At 31.1% G+C, this 18,751-nt stretch carries 19 protein-coding genes; 13 read left to right on the forward strand and 6 right to left on the reverse strand.

Annotation, left to right across the window (positions count from 1 at the left end; genetic code table 11):
- Window positions 1-13: 13 nt before the first annotated feature.
- The 6 genes from HXZ69_RS04855 to HXZ69_RS04880 all read left to right on the forward strand — a co-directional run bounded on the left by HXZ69_RS04855 (window position 14) and on the right by HXZ69_RS04880 (window position 5,255).
- On the forward strand, window positions 14-2,398 hold the full coding sequence (locus HXZ69_RS04855; RefSeq protein WP_221855587.1) for a TonB-dependent receptor: 2,385 nt from the start codon (window positions 14-16) through the stop codon (window positions 2,396-2,398).
- 7 nt (window positions 2,399-2,405) lie between these two features.
- A complete protein-coding gene (locus HXZ69_RS04860; RefSeq protein ID WP_038337229.1) occupies window positions 2,406-2,723 on the forward strand; it encodes a hypothetical protein in 318 nt (105 codons plus the stop codon).
- Between the two features lie 53 nt (window positions 2,724-2,776).
- Window positions 2,777-3,229: a DUF4625 domain-containing protein gene (locus HXZ69_RS04865; RefSeq protein WP_115001091.1), complete on the forward strand. Its 453-nt coding sequence runs from the start codon at window positions 2,777-2,779 to the stop codon at window positions 3,227-3,229.
- A 99-nt stretch (window positions 3,230-3,328) separates the two neighbouring features.
- Window positions 3,329-4,183, forward strand: coding sequence for a BadF/BadG/BcrA/BcrD ATPase family protein (locus HXZ69_RS04870; RefSeq protein ID WP_221855585.1), 855 nt, complete (start codon window positions 3,329-3,331; stop codon window positions 4,181-4,183).
- Between the two features lie 2 nt (window positions 4,184-4,185).
- Window positions 4,186-4,890: a formyltransferase family protein gene (locus tag HXZ69_RS04875; protein ID WP_286495224.1), complete on the forward strand. Its 705-nt coding sequence runs from the start codon at window positions 4,186-4,188 to the stop codon at window positions 4,888-4,890.
- Window positions 4,891-4,991: 101 nt separating this feature from the next.
- On the forward strand, window positions 4,992-5,255 hold the full coding sequence (locus HXZ69_RS04880; protein ID WP_286495225.1) for a hypothetical protein: 264 nt from the start codon (window positions 4,992-4,994) through the stop codon (window positions 5,253-5,255).
- Here the strand turns inward: HXZ69_RS04880 and HXZ69_RS04885 are convergent.
- The 4 genes from HXZ69_RS04885 to HXZ69_RS04900 form a co-directional block, all read right to left on the reverse strand.
- The gene (locus tag HXZ69_RS04885) at window positions 5,249-6,835 is read right to left on the reverse strand and encodes an efflux MFS transporter permease (protein WP_286495226.1); all 1,587 of its coding nucleotides are present in this window, start codon (window positions 6,833-6,835) and stop codon (window positions 5,249-5,251) included. The two genes, HXZ69_RS04880 and HXZ69_RS04885, sit on opposite strands and share 7 nt — an antisense overlap.
- 495 nt (window positions 6,836-7,330) lie before the next feature.
- Window positions 7,331-8,893: an MFS transporter gene (locus tag HXZ69_RS04890; protein WP_115001100.1), complete on the reverse strand. Its 1,563-nt coding sequence runs from the start codon at window positions 8,891-8,893 to the stop codon at window positions 7,331-7,333.
- Between the two features lie 4 nt (window positions 8,894-8,897).
- Window positions 8,898-9,944: an HlyD family secretion protein gene (locus tag HXZ69_RS04895; RefSeq protein ID WP_280037837.1), complete on the reverse strand. Its 1,047-nt coding sequence runs from the start codon at window positions 9,942-9,944 to the stop codon at window positions 8,898-8,900.
- A 2-nt stretch (window positions 9,945-9,946) separates the two neighbouring features.
- Complete coding sequence (locus HXZ69_RS04900; RefSeq protein ID WP_286495227.1) at window positions 9,947-11,278, reverse strand: TolC family protein; 1,332 nt, start codon at window positions 11,276-11,278, stop codon at window positions 9,947-9,949.
- A 161-nt stretch (window positions 11,279-11,439) separates the two neighbouring features.
- Between HXZ69_RS04900 and HXZ69_RS04905 the strand changes: the two genes are divergently transcribed.
- The 3 genes from HXZ69_RS04905 to HXZ69_RS04915 all read left to right on the forward strand — a co-directional run bounded on the left by HXZ69_RS04905 (window position 11,440) and on the right by HXZ69_RS04915 (window position 13,431).
- Complete coding sequence (locus HXZ69_RS04905) at window positions 11,440-12,252, forward strand: AraC family transcriptional regulator (RefSeq protein ID WP_038336064.1); 813 nt, start codon at window positions 11,440-11,442, stop codon at window positions 12,250-12,252.
- 15 nt (window positions 12,253-12,267) lie between these two features.
- On the forward strand, window positions 12,268-12,795 hold the full coding sequence (locus HXZ69_RS04910; RefSeq protein ID WP_221855853.1) for an NADPH-dependent FMN reductase: 528 nt from the start codon (window positions 12,268-12,270) through the stop codon (window positions 12,793-12,795).
- Between the two features lie 69 nt (window positions 12,796-12,864).
- Complete coding sequence (locus HXZ69_RS04915) at window positions 12,865-13,431, forward strand: NADPH-dependent FMN reductase (protein ID WP_286495229.1); 567 nt, start codon at window positions 12,865-12,867, stop codon at window positions 13,429-13,431.
- Window positions 13,432-13,492: 61 nt separating this feature from the next.
- Here the strand turns inward: HXZ69_RS04915 and HXZ69_RS04920 are convergent, their stop codons facing one another.
- Together HXZ69_RS04920 and HXZ69_RS04925 are read right to left on the reverse strand one after the other, a co-directional pair.
- Window positions 13,493-13,909, reverse strand: coding sequence for an OsmC family protein (locus HXZ69_RS04920; protein WP_286495230.1), 417 nt, complete (start codon window positions 13,907-13,909; stop codon window positions 13,493-13,495).
- Between the two features lie 192 nt (window positions 13,910-14,101).
- Window positions 14,102-15,193, reverse strand: coding sequence for a M42 family metallopeptidase (locus HXZ69_RS04925; protein WP_286495231.1), 1,092 nt, complete (start codon window positions 15,191-15,193; stop codon window positions 14,102-14,104).
- 61 nt (window positions 15,194-15,254) lie between these two features.
- Here HXZ69_RS04925 and HXZ69_RS04930 point away from each other — a divergent pair, with 61 nt between their 5' ends.
- From HXZ69_RS04930 to HXZ69_RS04945, 4 genes are all read left to right on the forward strand, one after another.
- Window positions 15,255-15,908 carry a DUF4294 domain-containing protein gene (locus HXZ69_RS04930; RefSeq protein WP_286495232.1) on the forward strand — a complete coding sequence of 218 codons (654 nt, stop codon included), beginning with the start codon at window positions 15,255-15,257 and terminating at the stop codon, window positions 15,906-15,908.
- A 72-nt stretch (window positions 15,909-15,980) separates the two neighbouring features.
- On the forward strand, window positions 15,981-16,964 hold the full coding sequence (pfkA, locus tag HXZ69_RS04935; RefSeq protein ID WP_260391944.1) for a 6-phosphofructokinase: 984 nt from the start codon (window positions 15,981-15,983) through the stop codon (window positions 16,962-16,964).
- Window positions 16,965-16,995: 31 nt separating this feature from the next.
- A complete protein-coding gene (gene gap / locus HXZ69_RS04940) occupies window positions 16,996-18,000 on the forward strand; it encodes a type I glyceraldehyde-3-phosphate dehydrogenase (RefSeq protein WP_286495233.1) in 1,005 nt (334 codons plus the stop codon).
- 199 nt (window positions 18,001-18,199) lie between these two features.
- On the forward strand, window positions 18,200-18,751 hold a 552-nt coding region (locus tag HXZ69_RS04945; RefSeq protein ID WP_286495234.1), incomplete at its 3' end, for an IS256 family transposase.

Raw genomic sequence — 18,751 nt, forward strand, 5'->3', positions numbered from 1 at the left:
AATTATTGTATTTATGTCAATCAACATAAAATGTAGTATTGCGGCTACATTATTGTGCGGAACTGTGTTTGCACAAAACATTTTCGAAGGTCAAATTATAGATAAAAATCAAAAACCAATTCCTTTCGCAACTGTATACTTCAACAACGAAGAATATCACACAAATGCCGAAGGAAAATTTAGAATTGAGAATTTAAACAAAGGAAATTATCAAGTTCAAATTGATGAGCAAGGTTACGAACCTTTTTCTCAAAATATTACGTTTGATTCTCAACAAAAATTTGTTTTTACACTTACTTTTCACAAAGCATATAATTTAGATGAAGTTACTGTTTTAGGGCATCATCACGATTTTTCAACAGCTAATGTAGAGCGTGTCGATCAATCTTATATTCAAGAAAACTATGCAGGATCATTAGCCAAATCACTTGAAAATATTGCAGGTGTTAATGCTTCTGGAATTGGATCATCAGCTTCAAAACCAATTATTCGTGGACTTGGTTTCAATCGATTAATTGTTGCTGAAAATGGTGTAAAACAAGAAGGACAACAATGGGGAGCCGATCATGGTTTGGAGATTGATGCGCTAAATGTTGAAGATGTCGAAGTGATAAAAGGGCCTGCGGCTTTGGAGTACGGAAATGAAGCTATTGCTGGAGTTATCAAGATTAACAATAACAATTTACCAGCGAAACATTCACTTTCTGGAGAAGCAAAAACTTTATATCAATCAATAAATGATAATTACGGAATTGGATTTAATTTGAAATCTCGTAACGATCATTTTTTCTATAAAATAAAAGGTTCTTATTCTGATTATGCAGACTACAGAACGACTACCGATCGCATTTATTACCTGAATCGCTATTTACCAATTTACAATAAACGTGTAAAAAATACGGCTGGACAAGATTTGAATGCTGAAATACAAACAGGTTATATTGGTGAGAAATTTCGTTCAATTTTAACGGTTTCTAACGTTAATCAGAAAATCGGTTTCTTTCCTGGTTCACACGGAATTCCTTCTGTAGATAGACTTCAAGATGATGGAAATTATAGAAATATCGAATTTCCTTATCAAAAAGTGAATCATTTTAAAGTAATTTCCGAAAATGAATTTCGTTTAAATTCAAAAGACGTTTTAAAATTTTTAGCAAGTTATCAAAACAATCGTCGACAAGAAGTTAGTTCATTTCACACACATTATGCAAATCAACCAGTTCCAACAAAAAATCCTGATTTAGAATTAGATTTTAATTTATCAACGTATGATTCTCAATTAAAATTTGAACATAATCATAGCAAAAATTTCAAAACAATAATTGGCGCACAAGCGCAATTACAAGCCAATAATATTGCCGGTTACAATTATTTATTACCAAAATATGACCGAAATATTTTTAGCGGATTTTTGATTGAAGAATTCAAAAAAGGAAATCGTTGGAAAGTAACTGCTGGTTTACGTTACGATTATTCGACGTTCAAATCGGAAGGTTATTTTGATGAATTTCTTTACAATTATTTGATTGAAAAAGGTAATTCTGAAGGCATTGCAGATTATTATGCAAATCGTAGCAAATCAATCGATCGTAGTTTCAGTAATTTAAACGGAATGATTGGTGCAACTTTTCAACCAAATGATTTATGGGATTTCAACTTGAATGTTGGAACAAATTTCCGTTTACCAACCGCTATAGAATTGGGTTCTAACGGAATTCATCACGGTAGTTTTAGACATGAACGAGGTGACGAAAATCTTGATATAGAAAAAGGAATTGCTGTAGATTTCAAATCTGTTTTTCACAAAAATGATTGGAATATTTCGCTAAGTCCGTATTTATATTATTTCAGCAATTATATTTTCTTAAAACCTTCGGGACAATTTTCGATTCTTCCTCATGGTGGACAAATTTATCAATATACACAAAGCAAAGCTTTGTTGACTGGTTTTGAATTTGAAGTTCGTAAGAAAATCAACGAAAATTTTGATGCAAATCTTGTGTACGAATATTTATACAATCGACAAATTACGGAAAATAAAAAATTCGGAAATTATCTTCCTTTCACTCCTGCAAATAATTTATTTGGACAAATTAATTATAAAATCAATCAAAATATTGCATTTTTAGAAGGTTTGAGCTTTTTTGCAAATGGAAAATATACATTTGAGCAAGATAAAATTGCACAAAATGAAGATATCACTCCAAGTTATTTCTTGGTTGGAATTGGAGGAAAAACGAAACTTAAATTCAATAATTTTAGTGCAAATTTAAGTGTTCAGGTTTCTAATTTATTCAATAAAAACTATTACAATCACACCAGTTTTTATCGTGCATTGCAATTACCAGAACAAGCTCGAAACATACAAATTATGTTAGGAATTCCGTTCGGAAAATAGTTGATACATGAAAAAGAAACATCCTATTTTTGGACTTTTCTTTAGTATTATTCTTTTTTCGATTCCAACTTTTAATCAATTACATTTTTCTTTAATCGATCATTCACAAGATTTTTCGAATCAAAAGAAAGAAATTATTCATCATCAATGTAATCATTTCACCTATTACTCTGTCTTTATTGACACGCATGATGAACCAAAAATAGAATCAAAACCGAACGAAGAATTTTACAGTAAAGAAAGTTTTGAACAAGTAGAAAAAATTAAACATTCTACAATTGAATATCATTTTACACGAGGTCCGCCTCAGGATTTTGTTTATTAATAAATCAACCAAAATCTTAAAAAAATAATATTCAATTCAAAAAAAATAAAACAATGAAAAATTCAATTTTAAACTATTCATTTATAACATTATCAGCATTATTCATTACATCTTGTTCATCAGATGATTCTTCATTAGATACAACAAAACCTGAAATTAATTTGATTGCACCTAAAGACCACGATGAATTTCATTTAGGCGAAACCATCTCAATTGATGCTATTTTGAAAGACAATGTAGAATTGGGAACGGTAAAAATTGAAATTCATTCCGCAGAAGATGGTCATCAACACAGAACAGCAAATGTTAATTGGACGTATGATGCAGAAGAAGCTATTCCAGCAGGAAAAACTGAGCACACATTAAGTCATAAAGTAAATATTCCTACAGAAGGAATTACGGAAGGACATTATCACTTAGGATTATTCTTAATTGATCGCGCTGGAAATCAAACGCAATCTTTTATCGAAATCGTTGTAGGTGAAGATTACGACCATGATCACTAAAAAAAAAATTTGAAAACGTCCGAAATTTCGGGCGTTTTTTTATGTGCATTGTTAAAAGAATACTATTTTAGCACTCTTCAATTATATCAAAACAAAAAAATGATTGCAATAGCAGATAGTGGTTCTACTAAAACGGATTGGGTAATTTTAGATAGCGACCTTAATGAAGTTTTTAGAACAAGTACAATTGGATTTAATCCGTATTTTGTAACAGCAGAAGATATTACGACTGAATTACAAAAAAATGAAGATTTTGCACCTGTTGCAAATGATTTCGCAAAAATCTTTTTTTATGGTGCTGGAACTTCCAGCGAAACAATGCATGCTGTTGTTAAAGAAGGTTTACAAAACTTCTTTACAAATGCTGAATTTGTAATAGACCATGATTTATTAGCCGCTTGTTATGCCACTTACATGGGAAAACCTGCAATGGTCTGTATCTTAGGAACAGGTTCTAACTCTTGTTATTTCGATGGAACAACAATGCGTGAAGAAACAAAATCTTTAGCTTATATCTTAGGAGACGAAGGTTCTGGAAATGACTTAGGAAAACGTGTATTACGCGCTTTTTATACAAAAAAAATGCCTCCACATTTAGCAAAAGCTTTTGATGATTATTATAAATTATCTGTAGATGAGTTAAATAAAAATGTGTACCAAAATAAATTTGCAAATACATATTTAGCTTCTTTCAATAAATTTGTTGTTGAACATAAAAATGATCCATTTATTCAGAAAATTATTTATGATGCGATGTCTTCTTTTATCGAATATCAAATTATGCCTTACGAAGAAGCTCGTCATTCTGAATTAAATTTTATTGGTTCAATTGCTCATATTTACGAAGATGTTATTCGTTCAGTTGCGGCAGAATATCACTTAACAGTTGGTCATATTATTAGAAAACCAATTGATAATGTTGTTGATTATCACAAAAAATATTTGATTAAATAAGCATGGCAGCTCAACCAAAAATAGCGGTAATTTCTTACAATACTCCTCATCGCAAAACACAAGATGTTTTGCACGGATTAAAAGCTAAAGGTTATCAAAATGTAAAAATATTTGCTTTGCCTTTTGTACAAAGAGAAAATCCGTTCAAACCAATTTATCAACATCGTCCAAGTAAAGCGATTCAAGTAAATTTAGATGATTACTGTAATAATTTTGGTTATAATTTCGATTTGACAACTGCTGAAACGTTGAATAATCAATTAAACGATTATAAAGCTGAATATGTAATTATTGCAGGTGCGGGATTATTACCAGATGAGTTGGTTGACAATCATAAAATTATCAATACACACCCAGGTTTTTTACCTTTGACAAGAGGTTTAGATTCATTAAAATGGGCAATCACAAAAGGAGTCGAAATTGGTGTTACAACTCATTTTGTAGACACAGAAGCCGATGCTGGCTTTTTGATTGAACAACAATATGTTCCTGTTTACGGGAATGATACGTTTCATTCTTTGGCTAATCGTCAATATGAAACAGAAATTGAAATGTTAGTTAATTCGATTGAATTAATACCAACACTTTCAGAATTCAAATCACTTTCATCAAATGAATTTGAAGCGACGCGCAGAATGCCAAAAGCTATTGAAGAAAATTTGATGCAAGCATTTGACACTTACAAAGAAAAATATAAAAGGGATTAAAAATTTTTTAGAAAAAAATTAAAAAGCTAACCGAATTGGTTAGCTTTTTTGTTGAATCTATTTTTTAATTTGATTTTACTATCTTTAATAAAATAATTAAGATGAACAAAGAAAAACCTTTGAGCGAATTAACATTAGAAGAATTAAATGAAAAAAGAAAAAAAGTTAATAAACTTAATCTTAGCATTCAAATTCCTTTATTACTCATTGCAATCGTTTTATTAATTCTGAAGATGACAAACAAATATGATATCAATGTAACATTCGTTATTTTATTATCATGTTCTGTAACTTTTATTCCTCTTATAACAGGTTTAGCGAAAATAAATGCAGAAATCAATACCAGAAAAAAAGCGAATCAATGAGTTTCTTTTCTCTTTTTCCTAAGATGTAAAATTCCTTTGATTGGATTATAAATCATAATAAAAACCATCATTACAATTCCGAAATAAAATAAGGTTCTAAAAATTTGAATATCTGCGATCAACAAAGCTTGATTATACAATTGAGATTTTAGATTGCTTGCTGTCAAACTGATAGACTCATTTACTAAATGAGTTGTATCGTGTTTATTGAATAGATTATTCCATTGTTCTTGAAAAATTGTATTGGTAATATCTAAATTTTTCGTCATCAAAAATTGATGTTTAGTCGTCAAGAAAAGAATTGCATTTTGCATAATCGAAAAACTAATTGTTGACGACCAATAACGCATTGCAACTGCTGCTTGCATGGTATTCATAGAAAAATTAGCATGTACAGAACATACCATATATTGCAAAATTGGCGCAAACAACATTCCTTGTCCCATTCCTTCCATCAACAATGGCGGAATAACTGCATTCGGACGAGTATCTGGAACCAAAATGTAACTAAACCACAACATAGCAAACGTTAAACAAAAAAAACCTCCAAAAAACACATACTTATATTGCGTTTGAAATTGTGTTATGATGTAATAAGCAAACAATGCTCCAATATAAATTCCGGCACAATTATAATATTGTATTTGCAAAACAAACTCCCAATTCCATTTCCAAACAACATTCATCACTTGATAAATGTTACTCATACTCGATTTGAAAATATAAAATGTAAAAAACAACAACATACCTACAATAACTCTTTCGGAACGAAGAATCTCGAAATGGAAAATTGGTTTTTTAGACGTTAATTGTTGCAAAATAAATAAGCCTGAGAAAATAAACATTGCAGCAAACGCAATAACGATATAAAGCGATTCGAACCAATAATATCTTTTACCATAAATCAATAAAAAAGCTCCTGCTATTAATGACATCATCATCAAAAAATAACCCGCCAAATTTAACTGATACAATGGTTTTTTGGGATACAATCTACCATGACTAAAGAGAAAAACATAAATCAATAACGATAAAACATGAAAAAAGATGACAGTATAAATCACCATATTGAAATTATAATTTTCGATGGCAAATTTTACAATAGAGGTTGTATATTTATCAGCCGTCATCATAAATCCATACAAAAACGTATTTCCTAATAATCGTCCATATTCGCCTTTTATACGCGACATAATTAGCGGAACAATAATACATCCTTCGAGATAAGATGTTGTTCCTTGTATCACACGAAGTAAATAAATCAATTGCGTATTTGTTGTCAACGAAATTATTAACATTAATATAATATTGATAATAGTCATAAACAATAAATAAGAGCGAATATTAAAGAACTGAAAAAGCCGTTCGTTAATAAAAAGTCCACAAACAATTGTGGCGTAAGCCAAAGAAAAAATGAATTGTAAATCGTCTACATCAACATCTAGAAATGAAGCTGTAAATGTACTATTCATATTGAAAAGTGAGAGAATCATCACATGCGGAATCAACGCGGCAATGAGAATTGGAAGCACCAATTTTTCTGGTATCCATTTCTTGAAAATGGGATGTTGATTGTGCATTGAGTTATTTATTCAATTTTACAATCAAGTTCAAAACATTCATTCGAAAGTTTGTCTAATTAAAAATATTTTATTGATTTCGTGATTATCTTACCTAAAAAGTAAAAAAAGGAAGCTGCCTGAGAAAAGTCAAAAGGCTAAAATGTGATTCTGAATAATAAATCGTTAAAATACGATGATTCATTTTATAAAAATATAACAAATTTAAAATCAATAAAATACAACTAACATTTATTAAAACAATTAATCATTTTTCGTTTGATTTATTTTGATGGCAAAAGTAAGTGCTAGCGCATAAAAACAAGTTGATTATTTGAGAATAAAATTTGTTCATTTAAGCCATTTATAAATTTAAAAAACTTTAAAATATGACCTTTCTACAGGATAATTTTGATAAAATATTCATTTTAAAAAATTTGTCATAAAAAAAAACGTACTTGATTCTATTAAATCAAATACGCCAATTAAATAAAAAAGTAATATATAAAAATTATTTTAACGATGTAAAAGTCTATTTTTTATCGGTTGATAAAGAATTACAAAAATCGCAGCGATAATTCCCACAACAAACAATGTTCGGAAAATCTCTATATTACTAACCAACAAAGCTTGGTTATACAATTTTGCTTTTAAAGCTGCGGCAGTAATACTTTCTGCTTCGTTTGGAAGATGACTCGCAATATTTTTATTGAACAAACTATTCCATTGTTGTTGGAAAATCGGACTCGTTTTGTCTAAATTTTTGGTCATCAAAAATTGATGTTTAGTCGTCAAGTATAAAATTGCATTTTGCATCAGCGAAAAACCAATTGTTGTCGTCCAAAAACGAATCGCCGTACCTGCTTGCGCCGCACTACCAGTAATAGAAGGATGTACAGAACCTGTAATATACAACACTAATGGCGTAAAAATAACACCTTGCGCAATTCCTTCTAATATCAGCGTTGGCGCTACTGCCTCGACTTTTGTATCTGGATAAAACAAGTAACTAAACCACAACATGCTCATGGCTAAAAGTACAAATCCAAGAAAAAATATTTTTCTAAAATCAACTTTATTTTTAACCATGAAAAATGAAAATACAATACCAATGATGGAACCTGCTACATTAAAATATTGAATCTGCAACACATATTCCCATTGCCATTTCCAAACTGTTGACATGACTTGGTAAATATTGCTCATCCCAGCACGCAAAGTATAGAAAACAAAAAACATTAATATTCCTAAAATGACACGTTCTGATCTGAAAATCTCAAAATGAAACAAAGGTCGTTTGGCTGTTTTTTGATGCAATAAAAATAAGCCACTAAAAACGAGTGTTGATGCAAATGCTGTGATAATAATTGGCGATTCGAACCAATAATATTTTTTCCCATAAATCAAGAAAAACGCGCCAGAAATTAGGGAAATAATCATCAAGAAAATTCCTCCTAAATTTAATTGATACAATGGTTTTTTAGGAAACATTCTGTTGTGATTAAAGAAAAATACATAAATAATTAATGCTACAACATGAAAACTCATAATCGTATACACCATCATATTGTGGTTATAATTCTCAATCGCAAACTTCACGATAGAAGTCGTAAATTTATCACCTGTTAACATTACGCCATACAAAAACGAATAAGCAATCAATTTTGAATGTTCACTTTTAATATTCGACATAATGATTGGCAACAAAATACAACCTTCGAAAAGCGATAAAGGTCCTTGAATAAAACGCAGAATCAAAATCAATTCTGTATTTGTCGTTAATGTCATTCCAAACAATACCAAAATGTTAAGCATGGTCATTGTTAGCAAATAACTTCTGATATTGAAAAAGTGAAAAAATCGAACGTGAATAAATAAGCCACAAACAATAGTGGCATACGCCATCGAAAAAAGGAACTGCAAATCGTCGACCTCCAAATCCAAAAATGATGCTGTAAACGTACTATTCATGTTGAATATAGTCAAAATCATCAAGTGTGGAAATAGCGCAAGGATAAAAATTGGCACAACCAATTTTTGCGGAACCCATTTATTAAATATTGAATTTTGTTGTGACATTTATTTAATTTACTTTTTCTGCGGAAACATTTACATTCATTCCGGTACGTAATTTTTCGTTGTTTTTAGACTCTTTCAGAATTATTTTTACAGGAAAACGTTGTTCAATTTTCACGAAGTTTCCTGTAGCATTATCAGGTTTAATCAAAGCAAACTCAGACCCAGAAGCTGGCGAAAGTGATTCAATTTTTCCTTCAAACTCAATGTATTTGTAGGCATCAGCTTTTATAATAACTGGTTGATCCAAATCGATTTCTCCAATTTGCGTTTCTTTAAAATTTGCAACAATCCATTTCTCTTTCGAAACTACTTGCACCAAGGCCTGCCCTTCTTTTATTAACTGACCTTCTTGTATATTTTTTGTTCCAACCCAACCATCGTAAGGTGCTACAACATAGGTATATGAGAGAATAAGTTTAGCATCGTTCAATTGGGCTTTTCGTTGTAAAATTTGAGTTTTTGCAGGCGCAACTTTTGTTTGTTCTGCAGACGCACTAACATTCACGGCATTACGTTGTTGTTCCAAAGCACTCAAACTTGCTTTTGCTTGTTTATATTTCGCTTCAACTTCTTCAAACTGTTGCACGGTTGCAGCATCTTCTTGCACTAAATTTTTGAAACGATTATAATCTTTTTCAGTTCTCCAAACCTCTATTTTAGCAGCTTCTATATTTGCATTAACAATATTAACATCACTTGATTTTGTATCTACCGCTTTTTCATATGTTAAAACAGATTGCGAAGTCGATTCTAAATTTGCTTCTGCAATATCAATCTGGTTCTGAAATTCTCTATTGTCAATCACAACAAGCGTATCACCTTTGTGTACAAATTGATTTTCTTCGAAATTTACTTTTTTGATAAAACCAGAAACTTTACTCGAAACTGGCGTAATATATTGTCGCACTTGCGCGTCATTTGTATTGACATGTGAACTCGAAAAGAAATAAAACCAAGCTACTGCAGTGATTCCTATGATAATAAAAATCCAAGCAATCGCAGAAAGCGTTCTATTCATTCGTTTTTCTCCTTTTGTCTGTTGTTTTCCCATTTTTATAAGTTTCCTAAAATGTATTGTAATTGATAGTATTTTAATTGTTTGTTAATTTGCAATGAAATCAAATTCGATTGAGCTTCTAAATAAGCGTTATCCGCATCGATAAGTTCTGTAATCAAACTCAATTTGTTGACATATTTTGTTCTAACAATTCGATAATTTTCTTTGGCTTGACCAATTGCATCTTCCGCAATTTTTATTTTATCGATCGATTCTTCTAATCGTTTATTCGCTGCAAAAACATCATGTCGAATTTGTTCTTCTTTCTCTTCTATTTCTAATTTTGCAATTGAAATGTTACGATCTGCGATTTGCATTTTTTGTTTATTCTTGAAAAAATTACTCAACGGAATCGAAACATTTACACCAACAGAACTAAATCTGTACAAATATTCTTCTGGTGGAAAAAACATAAAGTTTGGATAATTATATCCATATTCCGCTCCAGCAGTTATTTTTGGTAATGTATTAGCTTTGGTAATTTTCTTATCAATTTCTTTCAAATTCAAATCATCTTTCGCAATTTTCAAGCTTTCACTTTGATCTATTGCTTCCAAAATCATTTCATCAACCAAACCCAAATGCTCTTCATTTGTAAACAAATCATTGGTGTCAATATGCATTTCTTGATTTTCTGGTAAGGCTAAAATTGTTTTGATTTGATGTTCAATAATCGAAATTTCATTCGCCAATTCTGTAAAAGACATTTTATGATTTGACAATTGCAATTCTGTTCTCAAGACTTCGTTGTAGGTTACCAAACCATTTTTTTTCAAGGATTCTGTTTGTTTAATCACAACCGAATCTTCTCTCATTTTATCTGAAATTAACTTTTGTTGTTCTTGCAAATGCAACGCTTGTAAATAAGCTGTGATGATTTGCATTCTCAATTCTCGTTCATCTTTTCGAACTTGCAGTTTCGAAATATTAGTTTCTATTTCAGATTTTTTCTCATCATTTTTTAATTTACCACCTAAATAAATTGGAATTTCTGCCGAAAGTGTAAAATCGTATTTCACTCGAGGAACAGCATATTTTGTAGAAGGTTTTAGAAAACCGTCTTCATATTGGCGTAAATTACTCAAAACATGAAAACCAGTATGAAAGTCTACATCTGGCAATTTCTCATTTTTAAGATCTTTCTCTTTTAATTCAGCAATATTAGTTTTTAAAGCGCTAATTTGTAATTTTTTATTATTTTGAAGTCCAATTTCAATTGCTTTGCTTAATTTCAGTTGGTTATAGTCTATTTCATTTTGAGCATAACTCAACCCACTCAGCATTAACAACAATGTAAGCAACTGATATTTAACGAATTTAAATATCATTTTGTATTATTTATAAGTCTGTTATTGATTTTTAGTGATGCAAAGTTACATTCAAAACACCTTTACCCTCTTGATAAAAAAAGAAAATAATTTGCTCATTTACGCCAAAATAAAGTAATTTGCAAAAGCAAAAATATTTCACTTTATAAAAGTATAAAACAATGTTGTTTGATCAGTTTTTTTTTAACGAAGTTGACAAATCTAAAGTCCATTTTTACATACAACATGCACATTTAGATACGATAGGAACGCGCGTACATGAACACAAAAAAGCACAATTATTATATGCAGAAGGCGGAATTGTACATGTTTTTGTAAACGACAAACATTGGTATTTGCCTGCGCGTTGTTTTATGTGGATTCCTGCAAATACGCCACATTCTATCTTAACGAATAGTAAAACAGGCGATTTGTATAACTTTTATTTCAAGACCGAAAAAGAAGAAAACGATTTTTATTCGATTACAAATATTTATTACACGAATGAGTTGTTAAGGGAAATGATTTTGTACACCAAAAATTGGAGTGGATCAATTTCGGAAAAAGATCCTGCAAAATATGATTTTGTAAAAGCCATACGATCTATTCTACCCGAAATGGAATCGAACAAATTACCTGCTTTTATTCAGCATCCATTTCCAAAAGATCAGAAACTGATTGATATTGCTCGATTTCTGATGAAAAATATCGAGAAAAACTATACAATAGATGAAGTTGCGCAACAATTTGGTTTGAGCACGCGAACATTATCTCGAAAATTCAAAGATAATATGGGAATTAATTATGTTCGATTTTTACGCGCATTACGTATCACAAAATCATTGGAATTGATTGCTGAAAATAAATACAATATGTACGAAATCGCAATGTTAGTTGGTTATAATTCGTTGTCATCTTTCAGTAATATTTTTCAGAAAGTTTCAGGAATTCGACCAACAGAATATGCGCAATTATTACACACAAAAAAACAATAACTTAAGATAAAAACTATGATTATTAAAGCTTTTGCCGGAAGTAACAGCTCTACTTCTATCAATAAACAACTCGTAACTTATGCTTCTTCTTTATTAAACAAAGATCAAATTGAGATTTTAGATTTAGATGACTTTGATATTCCTACTTTTGATATTGATATAGAAAAAGAACAAGGTTTTTCTGATGAAGTAAAACGATTTTATCAAAAACTTGTTGATTCTGATATTTTACTTATTTCATTAGCAGAACATAATGCTTGCATTACAGCAGTTTTTAAAAGCTATATGGATTGGTGCTCAAGAATTAATTATAAATTTCTTGAAGGAAAAAAGGTCTTCGTTATGAGTACATCTCCTGGTGGTTATGGAGCTAAAAACTCTTTAGAAATAGGTTCTAAATTAATTACAAAATTGGGAGGTGACATTTTAGTCGATTTCTCTTTGCCTAAATTCAACGAAAATTTTGCAGAAGATAAAATCACTAATGAAGAATTAAACAGAGAATTGATTCTTAAAATTGATGAATTTAGAAAAAAAATATAAGTTTTTATCTTTTCCTAACATAGGTCAATAAAATTTATGGTTGCTTGCAATAACTTTGCTTCATCAAAAATGAAAATACTCAATAAGAATATGAAAATTTTAGCTTTCGCTGGTAGTAACAGCAAAAAATCAATCAATAAAGAATTATTAAATTATACTTTAAATCAAATCGAAAATGCAGAAATCGATTTAGTTGACATCAATGATTTCGAGATGCCTATCTATTCTATTGACCGTCAATTAGAAAATGGATTTCCACAAGAAGCGCAGGATTTTTACAATAAAATCAAAGATGCAGAAGGTGTTGTAATTTCTTTGGCAGAACATAATGGAAACTTTTCTGTTGCATTAAAAAATATTTTGGATTGGGTTTCTCGTATCGAAATGCCATATTTGAAAGATAAAAAATTGTTGTTATTAAGTACATCTCCAGGTGCTTATGGTGGAGGAAATGTAATAGAAGTTGCAACAAAATATTTTGGAATGTTTGCAAGCGGAGAAATTGTAGCAAGCACAACTTTCCCATCTTTCAACGATAATTTCCAAAATAACGAAATTGTAAATGAAGAATTAAAAAATAAAGTATTAGCGCAAGTTAGTATCTTTCAAGAAGCTTTAACTATTGTTGAAGCTTAATTGAAAATGTATGTATTAAAAAAAGGTCTTTCGTTCGAAAGACCTTTTTTTTGTTATCAATTTAATTTACATTTATCTCGTAAGTGATATCAATTCCTCCATTTGCAAGCATATCATGTACACTACAATACTTCTTAACCGCTAATTCAGCAGCCTTATTTGCTTTATCTAAATCAATATTTCCTTTTAAGAAAAATTTGATATGAATATTTGTAAAAATATTTGGAATTTCATCTCGACGCTGACCTTCAACCTCAACTTTAATATCTTCAATTTCTTGGCGTTGTTTCTTCAAAATTTCATTCAAATCAAAAACACTACAACTTCCCAAAGCAATCAAAACCAACTCCATTGGGCGAACTCCTTTTCCTTCTCCTCCAATCGATTCAGGTCCATCAATATTTACTTTTACCGAAGAACTTGACGCAGTCGCTTCATAGTGAGAAGCCTGATTTACTCTATTTAATTCAATTTTCATCTTATTTCTTTTAAAGTATAAAAATAATCATTCTCTAAAGATTTATTCTAATATTTGATTGAATAATGATTTTCTGAATAAATTTAGCTAAATTTAAATTCAATTATAGAAATTTTTGAAGTAGATCGAAGCACAAAATAGCAACAAAGGCTGTCTCGCGACAGCCTTTATATTTTTTAATCACTTTATAATTTAAACAGTATGATATTTAAAACTTTGTTCGTTTTTAATTGTTTTCACTGATTCGTAAATCAACTCGATGACATTTTTTACATCAGCTTGATGAACCATTTCTACAGTTGTGTGCATATAACGCAAAGGCAACGAAATTAAAGCTGAAGGTACACCACCATTACTATATGCAAAAGCGTCTGTATCCGTTCCTGTTACACGAGAACTTGCAGCACGCTGAAAAGGAATATTGTTTTTCTCAGCTGCATCAATAATTAATTCGCGTACATTATTTTGCACAGCAGGCGCATAATAAACAACTGGGCCATCACCACATTTTTGCTCACCTTCTTTCGATTTTGTAATCATTGGTGTCGTTGTATCATGTGTAACATCAGTAATAATCGCAACATTTGGTTTGATTGTTTGCGTAATCATTTCCGCGCCACGCAACCCTACTTCTTCCTGAACCGCATTTACAACGTATAAACCAAAATCTAATTGATCTTTATTTTCTGCCAATTTACGCGCAACCTCAGCAATCATAAACCCTCCCATTCTATTGTCTATTGCACGACAAACAAAATAACGATCGTTCAATGTAAAAAATTCATCAGGATAAGTAATCACACAACCAACGTGAATTCCAAGTTCAAGAACTTCTTCTTTCGATGTACAACCTGTATCAATCCAAATTTTATCTGGAGTTGGCGCTTCATCTTTTCCTGCTTGACGCAAATGAATTGCTGGCCAACCAAAAACTCCTTTTACAATTCCTTTTTTGGTATGAATATTAACCACTTTAGAAGGTGCTATCATATGATCTGATCCTCCATTACGAATCACATAAATCAATCCATCATCAGAAATATAATTCACAAACCAAGAAATCTCATCAGCATGGGCTTCAATCACAACTTTATACTTCGCTTCAGGATTTATTATACCATAAGCAGAACCGTAATTATCTGTTTTTACTTCATCTACATATGGTTTGATATAATCCATCCAAACTTTTTGTCCTTCACTTTCAAAACCTGTAGGTGAAGCTGTATTTAAATATTTTGTCAAAAAATCCAAAGATTGTTGATCAAACAAATTATTTGTACTCATTTTAGTTTATTTATCTAACAAATGTACTAATTTTAGGAACAATTTTTGAACTAATTCTGATATGAAATTTTATATCTATCATATAACTTTACTACTTACTTTTGTTGGATTATCTAATGTTAATGCTCAAATTTTTGGGTTAGATTTAGGTGGAAAAAATCCTGCACAAGAAATTAAAAATGATTCAATTAATTTAGATGAATTTGCGTTTAATCCTTTAGACACAATACATCTTAATGAAATGAATAGTTATTCGGTTCATTTAAAAACTGATTTAGAAAAAAAATATTATTTATGGCTAAGAAAGCGTGTTCGCGATGTTTGGCCGTATGTAAGAACTGCTGTTAGAGAATATAATTATGTATCAGACACCATTCAAACAATGGATAAAAGACGAGACAAAAAACGTTTTATTAAATCTCGCCAAAAGGATTTGGCTGATCAATTTGAGAATCAATTAAAAAATATGTCAAGTTCTCGTGGACAAATTCTTACTAAATTAATCTATAAAGAAACAAATAAAACAACATACGATATTATAAAAGAATTACGTGGCGGATTGAATGCTTTTCTTTATCAAGCAGCAAGTGGCGCGTTTAATATTGATCTAAAACAAACTTATGATCCGAAGCGAACACGAGAAGATTTGTATATTGCGGTTATTCTTCAACGAGATTTTGCAGACGGAACGTTAAAACCTGTCGACGAAGATTAATTTATCTTTCATACTACCAATTATAATAATATTCTGATTTTTTATTATATTTGATTTAATAAAGGGAAAAACGTGGGAAACAATATAAAAAGAATTGGTGTATTAACCTCTGGAGGTGATGCGCCTGGAATGAATGCGGCCTTACGTGCCGTTGTAAGAGCATGTAAGTACTACGATATCAAATCAGTAGGGATTCGTCAAGGTTACGAAGGTTTGATTAACAATGATATGATTGAACTTGGACCTCGTTCAGTGAAAAATATTATCAATCAAGGTGGTACAATTCTTAAAACTGCTCGTTCTTTAGAATTCAAAACTACAGAAGGTCGTCAAAAAGCATACAATCATCTAAAACAAAATAACATTGATGCTTTAGTTGTAATTGGTGGAGATGGTTCTTTTACTGGAGCAAATATCTTTCATCAAGAGTTTGGTGTTCCATTTATTGGAATTCCAGGAACAATTGACAATGATATTTTCGGAACAGATTTTACAATTGGGTACGATACAGCTTTGAATACTGTAATTGATGCAATTGATAAATTAAGAGATACTGCTACATCACATGATCGTGTATTTTTTGTGGAAGTAATGGGACGCGATGCAGGTTTTATTGCTTTAAATAGTGGAATTGCTTCAGGTGCACAAGATATTTTGATTCCAGAACAACGTGATAGTGTCGAAGAATTATGTTCTTCTTTAGAACGTTCAGAAAAATCTGGAAAAAAATCAAGCATCGTTGTAGTTGCAGAGGGTGAAAAATTAGGTGGAGTTTTTGAATTAGCAAAACAAGTACAAAATCGTCATCCAGAATATGATATTCGTGTAACAGTTTTAGGACACATACAGCGTGGTGGTTCTCCATCTTGTCACGATCGTGTTTTAGCAAGTCGTTTAGGAATTGCTGCTGTCGAAGGTTTACTAGAAGGTAAAACAAATCTTATGGCTGGTATTCGCTCTAATAAAGTTGTATTTACAGCGATAGATGAAGCCATCAAAAAACACAATGAGATTGACGAAGAGTTAATCAAAGTAGCTAATATTTTAGCGATTTAAACATTTAATATAAAGGGAAATTATGTATACTATGTCAAAAATTAAAATTGGAATCAACGGATTCGGAAGAATTGGTAGCCTTGTTTTCGGGGTTGCTATTGAGAGAAACGATATTGAAATCGTAGGTATTAACGATTTAGTAGACGTTGATTATTTAGCTTATATGCTAAAGTATGATTCAGTTCACGGAAAATTTAACGGAGAAGTTAAAGTAGAAAACGGAAACTTAATTGTTAATGGACAAACAATTCGCGTTACAGCTGAAAGAGACCCAGCGAACTTGAAATGGGACGAAGTTGGAGCTGATATCGTAATCGAAGCAACAGGTTTATTCTTAACAAAAGAAACTGCAGGAAAACACATTGAAGCTGGAGCAAAAAAAGTTGTTTTAACAGGTCCTTCTAAAGATGATACCCCTATGTTTGTAATGGGTGTTAACCACGAATCTGTAACAGCAGAAGACACAATCGTTTCTAATGCTTCTTGTACAACAAACTGTTTAGCACCATTAGCAAAAGTAATTCACGAAAATTTCGGAATTGTGGAAGCTTTAATGACAACAGTTCACGCAACTACTGCAACTCAGAAAACAGTTGACGGACCATCAATGAAAGATTGGAGAGGTGGACGTAGTGCAATGGTAAACATCATTCCTTCATCTACTGGAGCTGCGAAAGCAGTTGGAAAAGTAATTCCAGAATTGAACGGAAAATTAACAGGAATGTCTTTCCGTGTACCAACTGTTGATGTCTCTGTAGTTGATTTAACAGTTAAATTAGCAAAAGAAACAAACTACGACGAAATCAAAAAAGTAATGTGCGAAGCTGCTGAAGGAGATTTGAAAGGAATTGTAGGATACACAGAAGATGCTGTTGTTTCTCAAGATTTCGTAGGTGATACAAGAACATCTATTTTCGATGCAGAAGCTGGTATCATGCTAAACCCTACTTTCGTTAAGTTAGTTGCTTGGTATGACAACGAAATTGGTTACTCTAACAAAGTAGTTGATTTAGTTCAGCACATCGCAAAGATTTAATTCTTAATTAATAATTAACAAAAAGGCTGTTCTCAATAAATGAATGGCCTTTTTTGGTTTAGACTTCTAAAATTTTAAGAAAATTTTATTCTTTTTTAAGACTTTTTATGACACTGTACCAAAAACTGTGTAAGTATAAAATTCTGCTTGGGTTAAAATCGAGCAGAATTTTTTTTATACATTTAATATTTACATATTTTTGGAAACAAAAGACCTATTTCCGGATGATTTTTTCAAACAGTTTAAAACTGGCGATGAACTCCAAAACTTTCTCAAAGACTTACAAAAGCGAGGAATTGAAAAAATGTTAGAAGGTGAGTTAGATGCTCACCTGGATTACGATAAGCATGATTTACGCAAGCAAGAAAATGCGCGTAATGGTTATTCTAGTAAAAAGATAAAAACGAGTTATGGCGAAGAAGAAATAAAGGTTCCTAGAGATCGTGATGCTAGTTTTAATCCGATGCTGATACCTAAACGAAAAAGCATGGTTGAAGGCTTAGAAAACGTCATTGTGTCGCTTTACGCCAAGGGAATGTCCGTTTCTGATATTGAAGAACAGATCAGAGAAGTCTACAATTTTGACGTTTCTCAATCGACCATTTCACGTATAACTGATGCTATAACTTCTGATATCGTAGCTTGGCAAAATCGCCCATTAGAACCTGTTTATCTAATCGTTTGGATGGACGGAATTGTTTTTAAGGTTAGAGAAGGTTCCAAAGTAATTAATAAAACCATTTATATCGCA

This window comes from Empedobacter sp. R132-2 (assembly GCF_030324375.1).
GTDB classification, from domain to species: Bacteria; Bacteroidota; Bacteroidia; order Flavobacteriales; family Weeksellaceae; genus Empedobacter; species Empedobacter falsenii_B.

Bases quoted from the DNA above. Each gene is read 5' to 3' on its own strand.
- HXZ69_RS04855 (WP_221855587.1), top strand. From the start codon at position 14: ATGTCAATCAACATAAAATGTAGTATTGCGGCTACATTATTGTGCGGA.
- HXZ69_RS04860 (WP_038337229.1), top strand. From the start codon at position 2,406: ATGAAAAAGAAACATCCTATTTTTGGACTTTTCTTTAGTATTATTCTT.
- HXZ69_RS04865 (WP_115001091.1), top strand. From the start codon at position 2,777: ATGAAAAATTCAATTTTAAACTATTCATTTATAACATTATCAGCATTA.
- HXZ69_RS04870 (WP_221855585.1), top strand. From the start codon at position 3,329: ATGATTGCAATAGCAGATAGTGGTTCTACTAAAACGGATTGGGTAATT.
- HXZ69_RS04875 (WP_286495224.1), top strand. From the start codon at position 4,186: ATGGCAGCTCAACCAAAAATAGCGGTAATTTCTTACAATACTCCTCAT.
- HXZ69_RS04880 (WP_286495225.1), top strand. From the start codon at position 4,992: ATGAACAAAGAAAAACCTTTGAGCGAATTAACATTAGAAGAATTAAAT.
- HXZ69_RS04885 (WP_286495226.1), bottom strand. From the start codon at position 6,835: ATGCACAATCAACATCCCATTTTCAAGAAATGGATACCAGAAAAATTG.
- HXZ69_RS04890 (WP_115001100.1), bottom strand. From the start codon at position 8,893: ATGTCACAACAAAATTCAATATTTAATAAATGGGTTCCGCAAAAATTG.
- HXZ69_RS04895 (WP_280037837.1), bottom strand. From the start codon at position 9,944: ATGGGAAAACAACAGACAAAAGGAGAAAAACGAATGAATAGAACGCTT.
- HXZ69_RS04900 (WP_286495227.1), bottom strand. From the start codon at position 11,278: ATGATATTTAAATTCGTTAAATATCAGTTGCTTACATTGTTGTTAATG.
- HXZ69_RS04905 (WP_038336064.1), top strand. From the start codon at position 11,440: ATGTTGTTTGATCAGTTTTTTTTTAACGAAGTTGACAAATCTAAAGTC.
- HXZ69_RS04910 (WP_221855853.1), top strand. From the start codon at position 12,268: ATGATTATTAAAGCTTTTGCCGGAAGTAACAGCTCTACTTCTATCAAT.
- HXZ69_RS04915 (WP_286495229.1), top strand. From the start codon at position 12,865: ATGAAAATACTCAATAAGAATATGAAAATTTTAGCTTTCGCTGGTAGT.
- HXZ69_RS04920 (WP_286495230.1), bottom strand. From the start codon at position 13,909: ATGAAAATTGAATTAAATAGAGTAAATCAGGCTTCTCACTATGAAGCG.
- HXZ69_RS04925 (WP_286495231.1), bottom strand. From the start codon at position 15,193: ATGAGTACAAATAATTTGTTTGATCAACAATCTTTGGATTTTTTGACA.
- HXZ69_RS04930 (WP_286495232.1), top strand. From the start codon at position 15,255: ATGAAATTTTATATCTATCATATAACTTTACTACTTACTTTTGTTGGA.
- gap (WP_286495233.1), top strand. From the start codon at position 16,996: ATGTCAAAAATTAAAATTGGAATCAACGGATTCGGAAGAATTGGTAGC.